The organism is Arthrobacter sp. R1-13 (assembly GCF_054161475.1).
This window is the reverse complement of the sequence record NZ_CP096420.1, coordinates 3761762-3778713: the sequence shown is the minus strand read 5'-3', so window position 1 is coordinate 3778713 and position 16952 is coordinate 3761762. Positions and strand designations below refer to the sequence as shown.

Below are 16952 nucleotides of genomic sequence, written 5' to 3'. Positions count from 1 at the left end.
GACCGTTCGTACTGTCTAGAGGATCGAATGTCAAACACAGCCGTAGCACCCGATGGCCGCCGTCAGCGCGGCGATGAGTCCCGGCGCGCCATTCTGCGGCTAGCCGTCGACCAGGCATCGTTGAGCGGACTTGATGGGCTCACAATCGGCGGACTGGCAAGCGAGCTTGGCGTCAGCAAAAGCAACGTGGCAACGCTGTTTGGATCGAAGCTGGATCTGCAGCTCGCGACGATTGAAGCCGCGCGCGGGGTATTCATCGAGAAGGTCATCTCTCCGGCGCTCGCCCGTCCACGCGGACTCCGGAGGCTCATCGGCCTTGTTGAGCTGTGGCTGGACTACTCAGAGGGCCGCGTTTTCGCGGGTGGATGTTTTTTCCGTGCCGTCGCGGCCGACGCTTCGGCAAAGGACGACGCCGCCCGGGAACTTCTCGCGCGGATCGATGAGGAATGGCTGGCGTTCCTGAGGCGTGCCGTGCGGGAAGCTGAGCCGGAATTGCCCGGCTTAGCAGGCGGGAGCAACGCCGCCGAGGTGCTCGCGTTCGAGATCGGGGCGATGCTCGATGCCGCGAACATGACTTCCCTGCTGCACCGGACATCGCGCGGATACTTACTTGCGCGGAGCGGGATCCGGGAACGGCTCATCGCGCTGGGCGCCCCAGCGGACATCGGCCTGTCACCCGATTCAGCTGCGACGTAACTACAGCCACCAAACTACTGAACCATGACGTTGTCATAGGTGGCGGTGGTAGTCAGCGTTGCGCTGTGCGACAACGTCGCCAGACCCACCAGGATGGTGCCCGGCATGGGGATGGATTGCGTGCCGCGCTGCGTCCAGGTACCCGGGGTCCCGGACGCGTCCGGCGCCGTGAAACCGGTAAAGGTGTCCCCGGAGCGCACCAGCTTGATCCAGTACGTGGGCTTTATGCCCGCCGTCGACGTGTAGTTTGTCTGCGTGCCGCTGCTCCGGTAAGCCCATTCAGCGCCACCGCCTGTAGGGGGTTGCAGAGCCATCATGGCGTGCTTGCTGTCGGTGTTGACGCTTTCGCGGAACATCACGGCGGCCTTAGCGCCCTTGTGGGAGGTGCTCAACGAGGTGACCCTGGCGATGATCGTCCCGTCGCCGGTCCAGAATTTGTAGAGGTAATGGAACTGATCCTGCTGCCAGATGTCAGCCCCGTTGCCCACCTCTGTGTACGTCCCCGCTGAATACGTCGACGACGTCGGGCCGGCCGTTCCCGCGCCCACGTTGATGATGTCCGTGAAGATGCCGGGAGTGACCATGATGTTGAAGGTGTCGTTGTCCGTGAGGACTCCTCCGCTGCCGGTGCTTCCGAGGTCGCTGGTCAGCATCTGCAGCGTGGCGGTGCCTGTGAAGTTGGATTGAGGAGCAAAGCGCAGCCCTGCGAGTGCGGTGTTGATGGCGGTGATTGTGCCGGTGAAGCTCATGGTGGCATCGGCAGTTCCGTCGCCGGTTGTGAAGGTCAGGCCAGCAGTGCCTGAGAGCGTGCTGGTGCCGTTGGTACTTATCAGCTGCACCTGAGCCGAGGAGGCGTCGGGATCGGCTGTGGAGATGGCATTGCCGTTGCTGATAGTGAACACTTCCGGGGTGTTCTGGAACGTCGTTTGGCTTGCCGGCACCGTATTGCCGGGTGCGTCGTTGACCGAAGTAACCGAGACTGTTCTGGTGGCGGGGATGCTGGTGAAGATCCCGTCGCTGGCAGTGAATGAGACTGTGCGCGGTGCGGTTGATGGGTTGTTGCTGCTGTTCGAATACGTGATGGAGCGAAGTGCCGCCTGATAATCTGCAACGCTCGCAGTTCCGGAGAGGGCAAGGGCGCCTGAGGCAGCGGTCCACGTGCCGGTGATTCCAGCCCGGTTGGTGAAGGCGAGCGCGTCCTGGCCATTGACGTAGTTGGTGGTTAGGGTGACGTCCGCCGACGTGAGGGTGGGGCTGTCGGCGTCGCTGATGGTGATTGCGGAATCGAGGAAACTGCTCCCGTTTTCCGTGTAGGCAAGGCCCGTGCCGGTGGTAGCGAGAAGCGGGGCTGCCCCGACGCTGATGGTGAACGTCTGCACGGGGCTGGTGTCCGATCCGCCGAATGCAGTACCTCCGTTGTCTTGAAGGCTCAAAATCACGGTCGCGACTCCTGCAGCCTGGGGCGCCGACGTATAGCTGAGGGTGCCAGTGCCACTGACCGAGGGCTGGACAGTGAACAGCGCGGGGTTGTTGTTGGTTGCCGTGAAGCTGGCCGTTTGCCCGGATTCGCCGGCGCCGGTTGAGATCGAAGTGGCCCAGGAGGGAAGCAGTTGGCTGCCGGAGTTGCTGGGAACGGTCTGATCCGCGCCCATGATGAAGCTGGGCGCCTCGTTGGACGGGTTCACGATGATGTTCACGGTCACCGTATTGGAGTCGAAGACGCCGTCGTTCGCCTTGTACGTGAACGAGGCCACGCCGCTGAAGTTTGCCGGCGGTAGGTAGTTGAACGAACCGTCGCTGTTGAGCGTCAGGCCTGGCGTTCCCGAGACGAGGACTGCGGTCAGGGAATTGCTTTCAGGATCTGAATCGTCGGCCAAAACGCCAGGAGCGCTGGCGGAAATGGCGGTGTCCTCATTGGTGGTGTAGCTGCCACCAACCGCTGATGGTGGCGTTGTCAGGGACACGTTGTCGAAGACAGCCGTATTGACACTCACGTTGCTGACGGCAGACACGGCGAGTCCGGCCTGAATGGCCGAGCCCATGGTGACCGTCTGGGACGCGCCCTGTTGAACCCAGGTAACGCCGTTGGCCGACCTCTCACCGATGACCAGTTTGCCGATCCTGGTGATCCGTACCCAATACGGAGCGGCGATTCCGGCCGTTACGGTGGTGGCTCCTGACGCTCCGTCAGTGGCCAGCCGCCAGTGGAATTCGGAACCGTTGGACTTCATGACGTCCATCATTGCGTGGATGCTGCCGGCGGCCGTTGTCTGCCTGAACATCACTCCTGCCTTGGCCGGGCCAACGGTTACAGGGGACTGGTTCTGCGAGACGACCTTGGCTGTGAGTCTGCCGTCGCCGGTCATTGGCCGGGAGAGGAACTGGAACTGGTCCGAGCTGTTCCAGATGCCGGAGCCGCTCCCGGCAACCGTGTACGTGCCGCCCGAGTAAGAACTGGAGCCGGCAAGAAGGGGTGCTCCCACATCCTGGTTGACGGCGAAAATCCCCAGTGCACTGACGTTGATGGTGACGCTGCCGGTGGCGGAGAGGGCTCCGCCGGTGCCGGTGTTGCCAAGGTCGCTGGTGACGATCTGCAGGCTGGCTGCGCCGGTGAAGTTGCTTGCGGGAACAAAAGTGAGCCCGGACAGCCTGCTGTTGATGGTGGCAATCGGGCCAGTGAACGTCATGGTGCCGTCCGAGGTACCGTCGCCGGCTGAGAACGTCAGACCGGTGAGAACAGGCAGTGTCACGGCGCCGGAGGCCGCTGTCAGTTTCACTTGCACGGTGGAGCCCGCAGCATCGGCGTCGCTGACTGACACGGGGTTGTTGTTGGCGGAGGAGAACACCCGGCTCGTGTTCTTCGGGGTCTGCTGGGCGGCCGGGATGATGTTCGCGGGAGCGTCGTTAACCGCACCGACCGTCAGGGTGACGCTGGCGACGTTGGAATCTGAGCCGCCGTCGTTGGCCTTATAGCGGAAGGTGTCAGTGCCGTTGAAGTTAGCCTCCGGCGTGTAAGTGAACGTCCCGTCGGCGCTGAGCGCAATCGTGCCGTGGGCAGGCCCGGTGACCAATACAGCAGAGAGTGCATCAGCTTCCGGATCGGCGTCGTTGGCCAGCACAGCTCCGGAAGTGACGCTCAATGGTGAATCTTCGGTGAGGGCATAGTTGTCGGCAGCGGCGGTGGGAGCGCCGTTCTGGACTGTGACCGCAGCGCTGCGGTCACTCTCCGCACCCGCCCAGTTCGCCGCGAACAAGGCGGTGACCGAGTAGGTCCAGATCCCCGCGGGGACACCGGTTTCCGTACAGGTCAAGACCGTGATGGTGCCGGCGCAGCCCGCCAGGACAGTCTGTTCGCTGGTTCCCGAATAGCGCTTCACGAGATAACCACTCACCGGCGTTCCCGTGGTCAGGGTTGTTGCGCCCCAATTGAGGGTGACGGAATGGCCGACGACGACGGCAGTCGGCACCGTGCCTCGGTTGACGGACGCTGCTGTTGCCCCTCCACCCCCTCCCGGGAGGGACTCTGCGCTCCAGTATGCCCAAGCGGCCCCCGCTGCCAGGCTGGTAGCCAGCAGCAAACAGATGACCCAGTGCAGCCGTCTCCAGCGGTTAAACCTCACGGCTGCGCCTCCAGGAACACTGTGAACCTGGCGCCTTGGCAAGCGTTATTGGCGTCGGCGGACATCGTCAACCCGTTCGCCAGTGTCACAGCGAGGGTTCCGTTGGACGCCCCTGCTGCGCCTGGCACCGTCCAACCGGCACCGCCGTTTGACTGGCTGGAAAAAGCCAGGGCTGTCAGGGTACATCCGGAGTGGCCGGGATCTACGGCATAGCCGCCCGCTCCCTGGTCAGGATCCAAGGTGAGGGCGGCAAGATGCACAGCCGCAGTGTTGGGATTGCTGATGGTCAGGAGCACGTCGGCGTTCCCACCCGGATACAGGACGCCCGACGCCGACGCTCCCGGAGTGAGGGCCAGAGCGGAGGCTGTGACCGCCGTCGTCCCCGTTCCGGACCCCGACCCGGAGGCGAGCCATAAGGCGCCTGCTGCACCCGCGACCGACAACACCGTGGTCAGGACCAGGACGAGGACTGTCGCCGGAGCAAGAAACAGGCGGCTGCGGAAGGTGCAGTTCCTCCTCATGGTGACAGTCATCGGAACTCCTGGGATTAGCGGAACGATAAAGGGTGTTAGCTGATGGCGTAGGCGAAATTCACCGTGGCGCCTTTGCATGCATCCTGGTTGGTGGCCTTGTTGTTGAAGGCGATGGTGGCTCCGGTCCAAGCGCCCTTAGCCGTGCCGGCCGGAACCTCGGTGCCCACAGTCATGGCGGCATTGGCGATGGTGTAGTCGGAGGCGTCGCAGCCAACGGCTGCCACCCCGTTGACGGTGACGCTGGAGATGCTGGCGGTGACGCTCGAAACATACACAGGGCTGGTGTTGCCGTTCGTGAAATTTCCGCTCAGCGTTTGTGCAGCGCCGCCGGGCTGTAAGCCCGAAATGAAGCTGGTCTGCACGGCCGTGATAGGGACGTTGGTGGACGTGGCGGCGGTACCCGTTCCAGAGCCACCCGTGGACCAGAAGGCATAGGCCGCGCCGGCTCCGGAAAGGAGGACGATGGCTGCAACGGCCGCAGTTTTTTTCGAGTTTTTGCGCATGAGGGAACTCCAAGGGTGATGAGAGCTGAATGTTGGGAAGGCTCGCGAGAATTGCAGCTCCCGGAGGACGGGATCGCTGAAAAGTTCGTGAGTGAGGCCTGGCAGGTGATGTGTTCAACCGGTCATGGTTCCGCGGGTTTGGGACGTGAAAGCGCCTTCACCTGCTGCGGCGCCCCCAGCGCCTCATGTCCATCTTGTCGATCGGGTGCCTCGACAAGAGACACGCTAACAGCGGAGAAATGCGAAACTTGAAGATCTGTGAAGGCGCGGAGAATCTTGAGGAAAGTTTGACTGAGCTTGCTTTAGGTCGTGGAAATCCTGCGCAAACCCTCACGTCAACCTCCGTCACGATCCTCCAGGACCATGGCATGGGACTGGAGCCTGGACAAAAAAGCGCCGCCAAAAGCGCTGCTGCCACATGGGCGTCCACCATCAGTTCCCCGGAATGTGAGGATGCAGGTCCGGCGGGAACCGCAGGCAACTGCGGGTCCAGGCGCTCATGTCCGTGCTGCGACGAACCCGCGCCAGGCATGGCCGCCGCGAAAAAAGTCAGAGCAAGGTGCAGCAGCTGTTGGATCAGCCCGCAAAACACCACCCAGAACGTTGGCTCCGACGCGGGAAGTCTTCTGCCACGGGAATCCCCTACTGTGGTCGATCCACTCACTCATCTGCGCTTGAATCTACTGTGTGCCCATACGATTGTCAGCATGATCAGCCGCGCAGACGTTGAGGAAGCCGCCACCAGAATAGCCGGAAGGGTCCGCCGCACGCCGCTGATCCAACTTGACTCCGGAATGTTCCCGGGCGAGGTGTGGCTCAAGTGCGAGTTCATGCAGCACACAGGAACATTTAAGGCCAGGGGTGCCTTCAACCGCATCCTTGCCTCCCATGAACGGGGAGAGCTGAATCCTGACGTGGGCATCGTCGTCGCCTCCGGTGGGAATGCTGGCCTTGCCAACGCATATGCTGCCCAGCAGCTCGGAGTCCCCGCGTCTGTATATGTGCCGGAGAGCGCACCGGCGGTAAAGGTCAGAAAACTCGTGGCCAGCGGAGCAAGCGTGATCCAGGGCGGAACCGAATACGCCGAAGCCTACGAGGCCGCCATAAAATATGTGGAAGAGACCGGGGCCGTTTATTGCCACGCCTACGACCAGCCGGAGATCGCCGCTGGGGCCGGCACTGTCGGTTCTGAACTGCTGGAACAACTCCAGGGTGTGGACACTGTTGTGATCGCGGTGGGCGGTGGAGGCCTCATGGCGGGGGTGGCGGCAGCCGTGGAAGGCCGGGCAAAGGTGCTCGCCGTCGAGCCGTACACAGCCCCCACTCTTTCCGCGGCACTCAGGGCAGGAGAGCCTGTTGATGTTGCTGTCTCGGGGATAGCAGCTGACTCCCTGGGAGCACGCCGGATCGGAGAGATCGCCTTCGCCGTGGCGTCCCGTACCGGCGTAGCAAGCCTTCTGGTTTCCGACGACGACATCGTTACCGCTCGCTCTTGGTTGTGGGACAACTACCGCGTCGTCGTAGAGCATGGCGCCGCGGCTGCCTTCGCCGCCCTCCAGTCCGGTGCCTATGTCCCTTCCGAAGGTGAGCGGGTCGCCGTCGTTCTCTGTGGCTCCAATACAGACCCCGCCACCGTTTAGCACGCATATGTAACGCGCCGAAAAGTTTTGTTACCGAAACGTGACTTCTGGCAGAAGTAGAAGTTACTCTCTTGTGGTGCCCCCGGCTCCAGCCGGGGCATTCCCGCGTCAGTATGCCGAACCCTGCCGCTGACGGGGATTCGTCCGCATTTTTCAGCGGCAGGGACGGGGGAACCACGATTCCACTCGGACCTCTTGTCAGGTCCTAGGGGTTAAGTCGCTTCGCCCCGCCCCACGGCGGTGTGGACCGGCCGGGTGAACTCCCATCCGAACCCGACAGCTCACCCCGCAGGCATGGGAGAGGCAAAAACACCATGTCACAAAAGTCCATTTTGGCGCGCCACCGTGCCACCCCTACCGGCTCAACCGTCATGAGCGGGTTGTCGACCTCGGCTAAGTCCCACGCTATAGGGCTGGGCAGGCCGGCCCTCATCATCGCCGCCGTATCAGGCCTTCTTTTCGGTGTCGGGGCTCCCGCCCATGCTGGAGCCCAGGCACCGGATGGCTCCACCGGGGCCACTGCCGCAACCGCTGCCCAGGCAACGGCACCGGTGCAGGCAGCAGCTGTTGCCCCGGCCGCAGGAAAGGTTCACACGGTTGTCTCCGGCGACACTCTCGGAGCCATTTCGGCAAGCTACGGCGTAACCCTGAACTCGGTCCTCGCCGCCAACAACCTGGCGGTGACGTCCATCATCTATCCCGGCAACCAGATCCAGATTCCGGGAGCAGGGTCGGCGGCTGCGCCCACCCTGTCCCTGGCATCTACCTCCATCAAGCCCGTCGCGGCTCCAGCGCCCGCGCCCGCACCGGCTCCTGCGCCTGCGCCTGCTCCCGCGGCCGCCAGCGGCACGGGGGCAGCTTTGCTGGCTGCCGCCTATGGCCAGATTGGCGCCACCCAGGACTGCACCATTCTGGTGGAACGTGCCCTCCGCTCCATCGGCAAGAGCGTAGGTGACCTCGCCCCGACGCAGTTCTTCCAGTACGGAACGGTGGTTGGAACTCCCGCTCCCGGCGACTTGGTGATCAGCTCCGGGCACATCGGGATCTACGCCGGCAACGGACAAGTCGTCAGCAGCGGCATGAACTATGTCAACGCAACACTTGTTCATCCGTTGTCCTGGCTCTCGGGCTACTCATTTGTGCGGGTTGCCTAGTCCGGCCTTCCAGAAGCGCAGGGCAAAGGAAAGCGGCAGGTGCCGGGACAACCGGTATCTGCCGCTTTCTGAGCTTTAGCTGCCTCGCCGTCAGTCACACTTTCAGCGGCAACTCATGAACTTCGTCCGCGCGGTGACCTGTGCGTTCGTGGATCCGCTGGACTGCTTCGGCTGACGGGGCCTCTGAGAGGCAGTAGATGACTCCGTCTTTCGGGTCCGCCCATGCGTTCTTGAAATTGACGTTTTCCTCGGCCTGGATGGCCAGATCAGCTGCATGAGCTGCCTGGAGGTCCTCCCTGGTCAGCCCTTTCATGTTGTGGTGAACATCCATATATTCCGGCATAGTTCCTCTCCTTAGCTACGGTCTGCATGGTTTGCAGTGTGGAGTTAAGGGAGACGCTAGGCCTCTGGCCTCACACGGTCAATAGGCTTGTCGTGGGGAATAATGGGCCAATGCAACCCGATTGGAGTACCCGCATCAGCTGGCCCGATCTGCCGGAACACGTGAGGGCCGGCATCGAAGAGATCCTGGAAACTCCCGTACAGGAATGGAGCAGCCAGCGGGGTGGATTCTCCCCGGGTACTGCCGACAGGGTACGAACCGCTTCGGGTCAGAGGGCCTTTGTTAAGGCAGTTGGCGCGGCCCTGAACGAGCATTCCCCATCGATTCATCGGAAAGAAGCGGCAAATACCGCCGGCTTGCCTCCAGAGGTACCGTCACCCGCGTTGATCGGGACGTTCGACGACGGTGAGTGGGTTGCCCTCATCCTGGCTGATATCGAAGGACGTGCTCCGCGTGTTCCGTGGTCCTCGGCCGAACTGACCGTTGTTTTGAATGCGCTGCTGGAACTGGCCAGCACTCCCGTCCCGCAATCCTTGGCGCATCTGCCGTTCCTTGAACATGAGCTTCGTGAGGCGTTCGGAGGATGGGCACGTGTGGCGGGCGAGGAGCCCGAAGGCTGCGACCCCTGGATCCTGGAGCACCTGGATGCCCTCGAAACACTGGCCACACAGGGCCTCAAGGATCTCCGTGGCAACAGCCTGGTGCATGGGGACGTCCGGGCCGACAACATCCTGATCACGGACAACAACACGGCTGTCCTGGTCGATTGGCCGTGGGCTTGCATCGGTGCCGGTTGGATCGACGCGCTGTCACTTTTGATCAATGCGCGGGTGTTTGATGCAGACTTCGATGTTGAGTCGGTGCTGTATTCCCATCCGGTCTTTTCCCAGGTTCAGCCAGGCAGCGTTGACCGGGTCCTGTCCGGACTTGGAGCGTATTTTATTGATGCTGCCCGTCAGCCGCCGCCCGCCGGACTTCCCACTATCCGTGCATTCCAGCAGCAGCAAGGCGACGCTGTGATCGCCTGGCTCCAACAGCGTGCCTGCGTCAGGTAAGCCTGTGCTGGAAAGACCCGCCCCTGCTGCTGGAGGATCTGGACAATACGCAATCAAAAGCCGCTTGAGGTATCCCGCGGGAGAAACATGGCAAAGCAAATCTGGCGCGTCAACTCTTGAATGACATCGATTCTGCCTTGCCTGCCGAACGGGTTCGCTGTGTAGATCGCCAATGAATAGGCGGTACCGCCCGAGCTGAGGACAGCGACGTCGTGCATGTACTCGCCCAGGATGCCGTACTTGTGATGGACGGTCACACCGGCAGGAACTGCCGGCGGTATGAGTTCTTCATTGTTGGTCTCCTGCATATAGGCCAGCAGTTGGGCAGTGTGTCCTGCATTGATGAGGTCTCCTGAATACAGCCTCATCAACAAGGTGGCCGTCTCCATTGGCGTCAGGAGGTTTTGTGTGGGGTCGTAGCTGATACCGATGGAGGAGGCATATTCGATGAGCCGGGGAAAGCCGATAGCTTTCATGAGAAGCAGCCATGAATCGTTGTTGCTGGAATTGATCATGGCCTCCAGCTGGAACGCGGCCGTGTAATTGCCGAGCGGCTCGTCCAGCTTCAGATCTCCCGTTTCCACGAAGTGATAGTAGGCGACGGCTGTGAGGACCTTGGCCGTGCTGGCTGCGAGATAAGGGGAAACATCCCCGTACAGACGCACTTCCCCACTGCCCACGTTTCCCAACGCGATGCCGATCCTGAAATCCCCGTTTGCAGCGAGGATTCGCAGAATCTCATCATCCAATTCCTCTGTCATACCCGGGGGCGGATGCCCTTGCGGCTTCGGTTCCCGGGGGAGCAGGTAACCGACGTCGGCAAAATCTCGGGCGTCCGTCTGGCTTGCCCGCGGAAGGAGATCAGGACCGTCCGGAGCCGAGCGAAGCGGGGCAAAGATCAGGGTGGCCAGGATGATGACGGCCGTTACCGTCCAGATCGCCACCAAGCGCGTCGCTGCTAAGCGAAGCACCACCCCAGGCCGCTTGCCGCTTGTACTTGCTGGGTCTGATGAAGTCATCCCGGATCCCTCCACGCCAGCCAGCAGGGACCGCCTGGCTGCATCAGCGGATTCGTCGTAGACGTCGGCGCGAGGCGTCTACTGCACCGAATGTAGCCCCGCCTTCAGCCATTGTCCATGGAGAGGCTTCGGCCCTGCCCCGCTCCGACGGCCCTGCCCCACACCGACGGCCCTGCCCCACACCGACGGCCCCGCCCCGGGCCGTTCAAGCGGGGAAGGGCCGCCTTTGAACAAATGGGAGTGCCGCACGCATCCCCCCAATGCATCGGATGCGGGCGGCACTCCTGTCTATTGCTGAGACCCTGCTTATTTGTTGAGACCTATTTGTTGAAACGCCCGGGGCGGAACGTCGCCAGCATCGGGTGTTTCTTGCCCGACATGATCTCCTCGGCCATCAGCTCTCCGGCAATCAGGCCAAGGGTCGCTCCGGAATGGGTGAAGGCCACGAAGCAGCCGGGGGCCTTCTCGAGTTCACCGAACACCGGCTCGCCGTCGCCCGGAATCGGTTTACGGCCGATCTTCCAGGACGCAGGCTTCAGCTCAGGGTTTCCGGCTACCAGCCTGGAGGCTTCATCGGCCAACTCCTGCACCACTTCATCCGGGATGGTGAAGCTGCCGTCCGGGAACTCAGTGATCTGTTCCTCGTACCAGTCGTGATCGAGGGCCAGCGTGCCGCCAGGGTTGGGACGGACTGCGGCCCGCGGGGTATTCAGCACTGCTGAAAGGGAGTGCTCTACGGGCTTGGTCACAACCAGCATCGCGATCGGCGAAGCGTTGGGGATCTCGACGCCGAGCGGCGCCACGACCGCGGGCGTTGCCGCTCCGCACGCAACCAGAACGGTGTCGGAACCGTAGGTCTCGCCGTCGGCCGTGGTTACGCCGCTGGCCACACCGTCGGTGAGAACCACCGACGCTTTTCCGGCGTTGGTGACCAGCTGGCCTCCGCGTTCGTGGAATTCGCCCATGAGGAAGTCCACCAGATCGGGAAGGCTGACCCAGCCCTCACCAGGATTGAAGATGGCGTTCTCCGGAATAGCGGAAGCATCTATCCCCGGCGTGACAGTGCCGACGGCGGCCGGTTCGAGCAGCTTGGAGTCGTAGCCGATCGACTTCTCGTAGACGTGCCTGGCCTCGGTGACTCCGGACTTGCCTTCGACATTCCACATGAGCCCGCCGCCGAACTGCAGCCACTCCCGGTGGGGGTCTGCGGCAAACAGGGTACGGTAGCGGTCGACGCCGGCCATCCGCAGCTCATGGTACGGACGGGAGCGTTCCCCAGCGGAATTCAGCCAGGAGAGGGACCGTCCGGTCGCCTCGCTGCACAGCTGGCTTTCGGTAATGAGGGTGACGGCCGCACCGGCCCGCAGCAGATGCACTGCCGAGGAAACGCCGAGGATTCCGCCGCCGATAACGGCAACGTGCTTGGCGGAAACAACGGATGACATAACGGGCTCTCTTTCTTGAGGCTAGGAAATAATCAGGGGGCAGCTGCCCGGCTAAGGAATGCCAGGGAAGCAAAGGTGTGTGGGGCTAGCTCTGGGAGTGGATTTTCTCGATGATCCGGAGTGCTTGCACTGATTCGGCTGGGTCTACAGGCAACGGTCCCTGACCCATAAGCGCATCGCCCAGGACCTGGTAGAACTCGGGATAAGCGCCGCGTTCCGGCCGCACCAGCTCCTCGGAGCCGTCAATGCCAAGCCGGCCCCACGTGCTTTGGGGTTCCACCCCATAGTGCGGATCGGTGGGACGAACGCCCGCGTCCAACGCAGGTTCCTGCCCGTCCAGGCCCCACTTGGTGTAGCCGGCCTTGGTCCCCAGAATATGGAAACGGGCGCCGACCTGGGCTGCAGCCCCGTTCATCCAATGGCGGGACCGGACGCCGGACTGGTGCAGTAATGACACAAAGGCCTCCTGATCTGCACCCTCAGCCCCCGAGCCGGAGCCCTGTCCGTGTATGGAAGTTTCGCCATAGCTCTCCTCCACGGGGCCAAAAAGCTGGATGGCCTGGTCGATCAGGTGCGCGCCGAGATCATGCAGGATGCCGCCGCCGTCGCTAATGGGAGTCGTATCCCGCCAGTTGCCGAATCCTTCGGGGCGCCACCATTCAAAGCGGGATTCGAAGGTGCGTACTTCACCCAGCGATCCCGTGTCCAGGAGCTTTCGGACAGTGAGGAAGTCGGCGTCCCAGCGCCTGTTCTGGAAGACGGTGAGCCGCACCCCTGCCTCTGCAGCCCGGGAGATAAGCTCCTCGCCTTGTGCTGAGTTGGGCACAAAAGGCTTGTCCACCACCACGTCCAGTCCACGGTTGATAGCCTTCACCGCCAGATCAAAGTGTGTAACGGGCGGCGTCGCAAGGACAATCAGGTCCACAGCCCCGGCCCGGTCGAACAGCTCCTCCGCTGTTGTGACGACGTCGGCAGCGGGATAGCTGCTTTTCGCTTGACGGGAGCGTTCGGGATCGGCCGTGACAATAAAGTCCAGCGAGTACCGGGGATCGGCGGCAATTAGCGGGGCGTGGAAGACGCGTCCCGAAATTCCAAAACCGACGACGGCGGTGCGGACAGGATCACCGTGCAGGTCCCTATTCACCCCTTGGTCCGTCATTACAGCACCTCGGAGAGGAAGCGCTGAAGGCGTTCGCTCTTGGGGTGGTCGAAGAGGTCGGCAGGGGTGCCGACTTCCACGACTTCGCCCTCGTCCATGAACACCACTTGGTCAGCCACCTTTCGGGCGAAGCCCATCTCGTGGGTGACCACCAGCATGGTCATGCCGCGGCGTCCAAGTCCGGCCATGAGGTTCAGAACGCCCTTCACGAGTTCAGGGTCCAGCGCGCTGGTGGCTTCATCGAAGAGCATGACTTCCGGTTCCATGGCCAGTGCCCGTGCGATGGCGACACGCTGCTGCTGTCCCCCGGAAAGGTCTCGAGGTCGATGGTCGGCCTTTTCTGCCAGCCCTACCTCGGCGAGGCTCCGGTGTGCCCTTTTCCTGGCCTCGGCTTTGGACATGCCCTTGACGCTCCAGAGTGCCAGAGCGACATTTTCAAGCGCGGTGTGATCCGGGAAGAGGTTGAAGTGCTGGAAGACCATGCCGATGCGGCGGCGGAGGGTGTCCGGCTGCACGGCCAAGGCGCTCTTGCCCGCCAGCAGGACATCTCCGCTCTTGGGTTCGTGCAGGCGGTTGACTCCACGCAGCAGGGTTGACTTGCCTGAACCGGAGGGCCCGATGATGCAGGTGGTGGTGCCGGGAGCCACAGACAGGCTGACGTTACGGAGGACTTCGATGTCGCCGTAGGCCATGGTGAGGTTCCTCAGTTCCAGGCTGGAGCCGTGGAATGTGTGGATCTCCTGTGCTGGGATATTGGTGCTGGTGCTCATGTGTTGCTCCCGGTGATGAGGGGCGATGCCGAGTCGAGTTCCTTGACTTCCTTCAGCCCGCTGCTGGGCGGGGCAGGCAGGCGGCGTCCGGTACGGAACCGGTTGTCAAAGTAGTTCACGAGGTGCGTCAGGGGCACCGTGATGATGAGGTAGAAGATCCCGGCCATTACCAGGGGCGAGAGGTTGCCGGACAGAACTGCGGCGTCCTGGCCGACGCGGAACAGTTCGCGTTCGCTGACGAGCAGGCCCAGGAAGTAGACCAGGGACGAGTCCTTGACGATGGCGATGAATTGGTTGACGAGGGCTGGCAGGACGCGGCGGATGCCCTGCGGAACGACCACCAGGGCCATGGACTTGGCGTAGCTCATGCCCAGGGCGCGGCACGCCTCGCCTTGCCCTTTGTCCACGCTTTGGATGCCGGCGCGGAAGATCTCGCCGATGTAGGCGCTGGCGATCAGGCTCAGGGCGATGATGCCGAGCGGGTAGGGGGAGGGTCCGAAGACCGATTGGCTGAACCGGGCGAAGCCCTGGCCGATCAGCAGGATGGTGAGGATGGCCGGAAGTCCGCGGAACAGGTCCGTGTAGATCCGGGCGGGGATGCGCAGCCATTTCGACGGCGATATCCCCATGACTGCCACGATCATTCCGAGTACCAGGCCGATGGCCGTAGCTGCAATGGAGATGATCAGGGTGTTCATGAGTCCAACGCCGAGGAGTTGGGGCAGGACTTCGGCCATTGCCCCGAAGTCGAAGAACGTGCGGATGATGGTGTTGAGCCAGTCCATGGTTGCTCTCAGTGCTAGTAGCGAAGGATGGGAACCGGGCGGGCCAGTCGGCCCGCCCGGGCTGCTTACTTAGTGGCGGTCGCCGTCGGGCTGGAAGTCTGCTCCGCCTTGGGCAGGTACTGTTCCGGCATGGGGGAGCCGGGGAACCACTTCTCGTAGAGCTTCTTCCAGGTGCCGTCCTCCATGGCTTCGGCAAGTCCCTTGTTCAGGGCTTCCTTGAATTCGGTCTTGCCTTTGGCGATGGCAAAACCCGCCGGTGCGTCGAAGGAGGGGATATCGGCGGCGCTGACCAGACCGTACTGCTCCTGGTAGGCCTTGGCTGCCTCGTAGTCCAGGAAGTGGGCGTCAGCTGAGCCGCTGTTCACTGCAGAAATAGCTGAGTTGTTGTCGGGGAAGCGCACCAGGTTGGCATCGGTGAAATTCTTCACCGCGTATGCTTCCTGAAGGGTGCCCTGGACCACGCCGAGCCGCTTGCCGCCGAGATCGTTCTCGTCTTCGATGCCGGAGGTCTTGGTGGTGATGACCGTCAGGTAGCCAGCCAGGTACCCGTCGCTGAAGTCGACAGTCTCCTTGCGTTTGTCCGTGATGCCGATGGCGGCAACGCCGACGTCGAACTGGCCGTTGGCGACGGCGGCGAGCAGACCGGAGAAGTCCTGGCCGGTGAACACCACATTGTCCACACCGGCACGGTTCGCCACGTCCTTGAAGAGTTCGACGTCGAACCCGGTGAACTGGCCCTGGCCGTCCGTGAAGGTGTACGGCTTGGAGTCTCCGAGGCTGGCCACGCGGATGGTGCCGGGTTCGATCAGGCCGTACGGGTTGTCAGCTGGAGCCGCAGCGGGGGTGCCTGAGCCGCCACAAGCGGACAGGGCAAGGACAGCGGCGAGGGCCGAAGCTACGATTCCGCCTTTGCGGCGGCTGTTTCCTTTGAACACGTTATTTTTTCCTATCGGGGGTGTGAGTTGGGGAGCCCGCAGTTTTTGCGGTAGTCAGATTTTCCTGCGGAATCCCTTGTGGAGTCCGGTCTCAGTGCTTACGATTGAGACCGGACTCACATGGGCTTGTTTTCGACTGTAAGTCATCTCATAAACCCTCGTCAAGAGGTTTCGGAAAGGCAGTAATGAAAAATTCTTCCTCCCGGCAGCGCGACACCACAGTGGCGGATGTCGCGAAGGCTGCGCAGGTTTCGAAGGCCCAGGCCGCCCGGGCGTTGGGAAACTATGGGGCAGTCAGCGATGACGTCCGCGAGCGCGTGCTGGCTGCGGCGGAAGAGCTTAACTACCGCCCAAATGAGCTAGCCCGCACCATGAACACGGGAAAATCGAACACCATCGGCGTTGTGGTGGGAGACATCGAGAACCCGCATTTCGGCTTGGCGATGCGGGGGATCTCGGACACGGCGAAGGCCGCCGGGTTCGACGTCATCCTGATCAATACCGGCGAAGATCACATGGCTGAGGTGGACGCCGTGCGGGTCTTGCTGGAAAAGCGTGTGGACGGGCTGATCGTCGCGCCCGCGTCCTCGGCGGAGTACGAACATCTGCGGCGCGTGCACGACGCCGGCAGGCCGCTGGTTCTCTTTGACCGGAAGGCGCCAGGGTTGGACGTGCCGGTGGTTGCTGCGGATATGACGCCGGTTGCGCGCGAATCCACGGCCTACCTCATCGAGTCAGGACACCGCCGTATCGCCTTCATCTCCACGTTGGAAATTCAGGGACCATACCGGCATGGCATGGAGCTTGCATCCTCACAGATCACTGAGCGGATCGAAGGCATGAACCAGGCGCTTCTGGCGGCCGGACTGGATCCTTGCGAAGAACTGGTGCGGTTGAATGCCGGGGATGCCGACTCCATCAAGGCGGTTGCACGCGAATTGCTGCTCATGCCGGAACCGGCGACGGCGATGATCGCCTCCGATGGCCTGGTGGCGTTGGGTGTTGTAGAGGCCATCCAGGAGTTGGGCCTGCGCATCCCGCAGGATGTCTCGTTTCTGATGTACGACGATTTCGCTTGGACCAAGCTCACCACGCCGCCGCTGACCGTGATCTCGCAACCCGTCTATGACATTGGTGCCTCCGCTGCCGAGGCTTTGATCCGCCTGATCAGGCAGCCGGGGAAAGTCCTTGAGCTGCCCGTATTTCAGGCAACGCTCAAGCATCGTGGATCCATTGCCGCCCCAGTGTCCGAGCGGAAGCGGAAGCGGGAGTCTGCCGCGGCAGTCTCCTGACTG

15 protein-coding genes and 1 riboswitch are annotated in these 16952 nt (G+C 62.4%); of the genes, 5 read left to right on the top strand and 10 right to left on the bottom strand.

Features of this window, described 5'->3' with window-relative positions:
• The first annotated feature begins 27 nt into the window (after positions 1-27).
• Positions 28-696 carry a TetR/AcrR family transcriptional regulator gene (locus M1D88_RS17520; RefSeq protein WP_458112012.1) on the top strand — a complete coding sequence of 223 codons (669 nt, stop codon included), beginning with the start codon at positions 28-30 and terminating at the stop codon, positions 694-696.
• A 14-nt stretch (positions 697-710) separates the two neighbouring features.
• On the opposite strand, the gene M1D88_RS17515 is transcribed toward M1D88_RS17520, so the two are convergent.
• The 3 genes from M1D88_RS17515 to M1D88_RS17505 are packed head-to-tail and all read right to left on the bottom strand — an operon-like array spanning position 711 to position 5352.
• Entirely contained in the window at positions 711-4316 is a 3606-nt protein-coding gene (locus M1D88_RS17515; protein ID WP_458112011.1) for a tandem-95 repeat protein, read from the bottom strand.
• Positions 4313-4849: a hypothetical protein gene (locus M1D88_RS17510; protein ID WP_458112010.1), complete on the bottom strand. Its 537-nt coding sequence runs from the start codon at positions 4847-4849 to the stop codon at positions 4313-4315. Before M1D88_RS17510 ends, M1D88_RS17515 begins: the two co-directional genes overlap by 4 nt.
• A 35-nt stretch (positions 4850-4884) precedes the next feature.
• Positions 4885-5352, bottom strand: coding sequence for a hypothetical protein (locus M1D88_RS17505; protein WP_458112009.1), 468 nt, complete (start codon positions 5350-5352; stop codon positions 4885-4887).
• A 707-nt stretch (positions 5353-6059) separates the two neighbouring features.
• On the opposite strand from M1D88_RS17505, the gene M1D88_RS17500 reads away from it, so the two are divergent.
• Together M1D88_RS17500 and M1D88_RS17495 are read left to right on the top strand one after the other, a co-directional pair.
• The gene (locus M1D88_RS17500; RefSeq protein WP_458112008.1) at positions 6060-6992 is read left to right on the top strand and encodes a threonine/serine dehydratase; all 933 of its coding nucleotides are present in this window, start codon (positions 6060-6062) and stop codon (positions 6990-6992) included.
• 108 nt (positions 6993-7100) lie between these two features.
• A riboswitch (cyclic di-AMP (ydaO/yuaA leader) is annotated at positions 7101-7302 on the top strand.
• Positions 7303-7306: 4 nt separating this feature from the next.
• Entirely contained in the window at positions 7307-8146 is an 840-nt protein-coding gene (locus M1D88_RS17495; RefSeq protein ID WP_458112007.1) for a LysM peptidoglycan-binding domain-containing protein, read from the top strand.
• A 94-nt stretch (positions 8147-8240) separates the two neighbouring features.
• On the opposite strand, the gene M1D88_RS17490 is transcribed toward M1D88_RS17495, so the two are convergent.
• Positions 8241-8489: an SCO4226 family nickel-binding protein gene (locus tag M1D88_RS17490; RefSeq protein ID WP_309107770.1), complete on the bottom strand. Its 249-nt coding sequence runs from the start codon at positions 8487-8489 to the stop codon at positions 8241-8243.
• 110 nt (positions 8490-8599) lie between these two features.
• Between M1D88_RS17490 and M1D88_RS17485 the strand changes: the two genes are divergently transcribed.
• Positions 8600-9544: a phosphotransferase gene (locus M1D88_RS17485; protein ID WP_458112006.1), complete on the top strand. Its 945-nt coding sequence runs from the start codon at positions 8600-8602 to the stop codon at positions 9542-9544.
• A gap of 53 nt (positions 9545-9597) precedes the next feature.
• Here the strand turns inward: M1D88_RS17485 and M1D88_RS17480 are convergent, their stop codons facing one another.
• From M1D88_RS17480 to M1D88_RS17455, 6 genes are all read right to left on the bottom strand, one after another.
• A complete protein-coding gene (locus tag M1D88_RS17480) occupies positions 9598-10563 on the bottom strand; it encodes a serine hydrolase (protein ID WP_458112005.1) in 966 nt (321 codons plus the stop codon).
• A 320-nt stretch (positions 10564-10883) separates the two neighbouring features.
• Positions 10884-12008 carry an NAD(P)/FAD-dependent oxidoreductase gene (locus M1D88_RS17475; protein WP_458112004.1) on the bottom strand — a complete coding sequence of 375 codons (1125 nt, stop codon included), beginning with the start codon at positions 12006-12008 and terminating at the stop codon, positions 10884-10886.
• 85 nt (positions 12009-12093) lie between these two features.
• The gene (locus M1D88_RS17470) at positions 12094-13167 is read right to left on the bottom strand and encodes a Gfo/Idh/MocA family protein (protein WP_458112003.1); all 1074 of its coding nucleotides are present in this window, start codon (positions 13165-13167) and stop codon (positions 12094-12096) included.
• Positions 13167-13937 (bottom strand): amino acid ABC transporter ATP-binding protein, encoded by a 771-nt coding sequence (locus tag M1D88_RS17465; RefSeq protein ID WP_458112002.1) that lies wholly within the window; start codon positions 13935-13937, stop codon positions 13167-13169. The genes M1D88_RS17470 and M1D88_RS17465 overlap by 1 nt, the downstream gene beginning before the upstream one ends.
• On the bottom strand, positions 13934-14722 hold the full coding sequence (locus M1D88_RS17460) for an amino acid ABC transporter permease (protein ID WP_458112001.1): 789 nt from the start codon (positions 14720-14722) through the stop codon (positions 13934-13936). The genes M1D88_RS17465 and M1D88_RS17460 overlap by 4 nt, the downstream gene beginning before the upstream one ends.
• Positions 14723-14787: 65 nt before the next feature.
• The gene (locus M1D88_RS17455) at positions 14788-15657 is read right to left on the bottom strand and encodes an ABC transporter substrate-binding protein (RefSeq protein ID WP_458112000.1); all 870 of its coding nucleotides are present in this window, start codon (positions 15655-15657) and stop codon (positions 14788-14790) included.
• Positions 15658-15842: 185 nt separating this feature from the next.
• On the opposite strand from M1D88_RS17455, the gene M1D88_RS17450 reads away from it, so the two are divergent.
• Positions 15843-16949 carry a LacI family DNA-binding transcriptional regulator gene (locus M1D88_RS17450; RefSeq protein WP_458111999.1) on the top strand — a complete coding sequence of 369 codons (1107 nt, stop codon included), beginning with the start codon at positions 15843-15845 and terminating at the stop codon, positions 16947-16949.
• Positions 16950-16952: the final 3 nt, after the last annotated feature.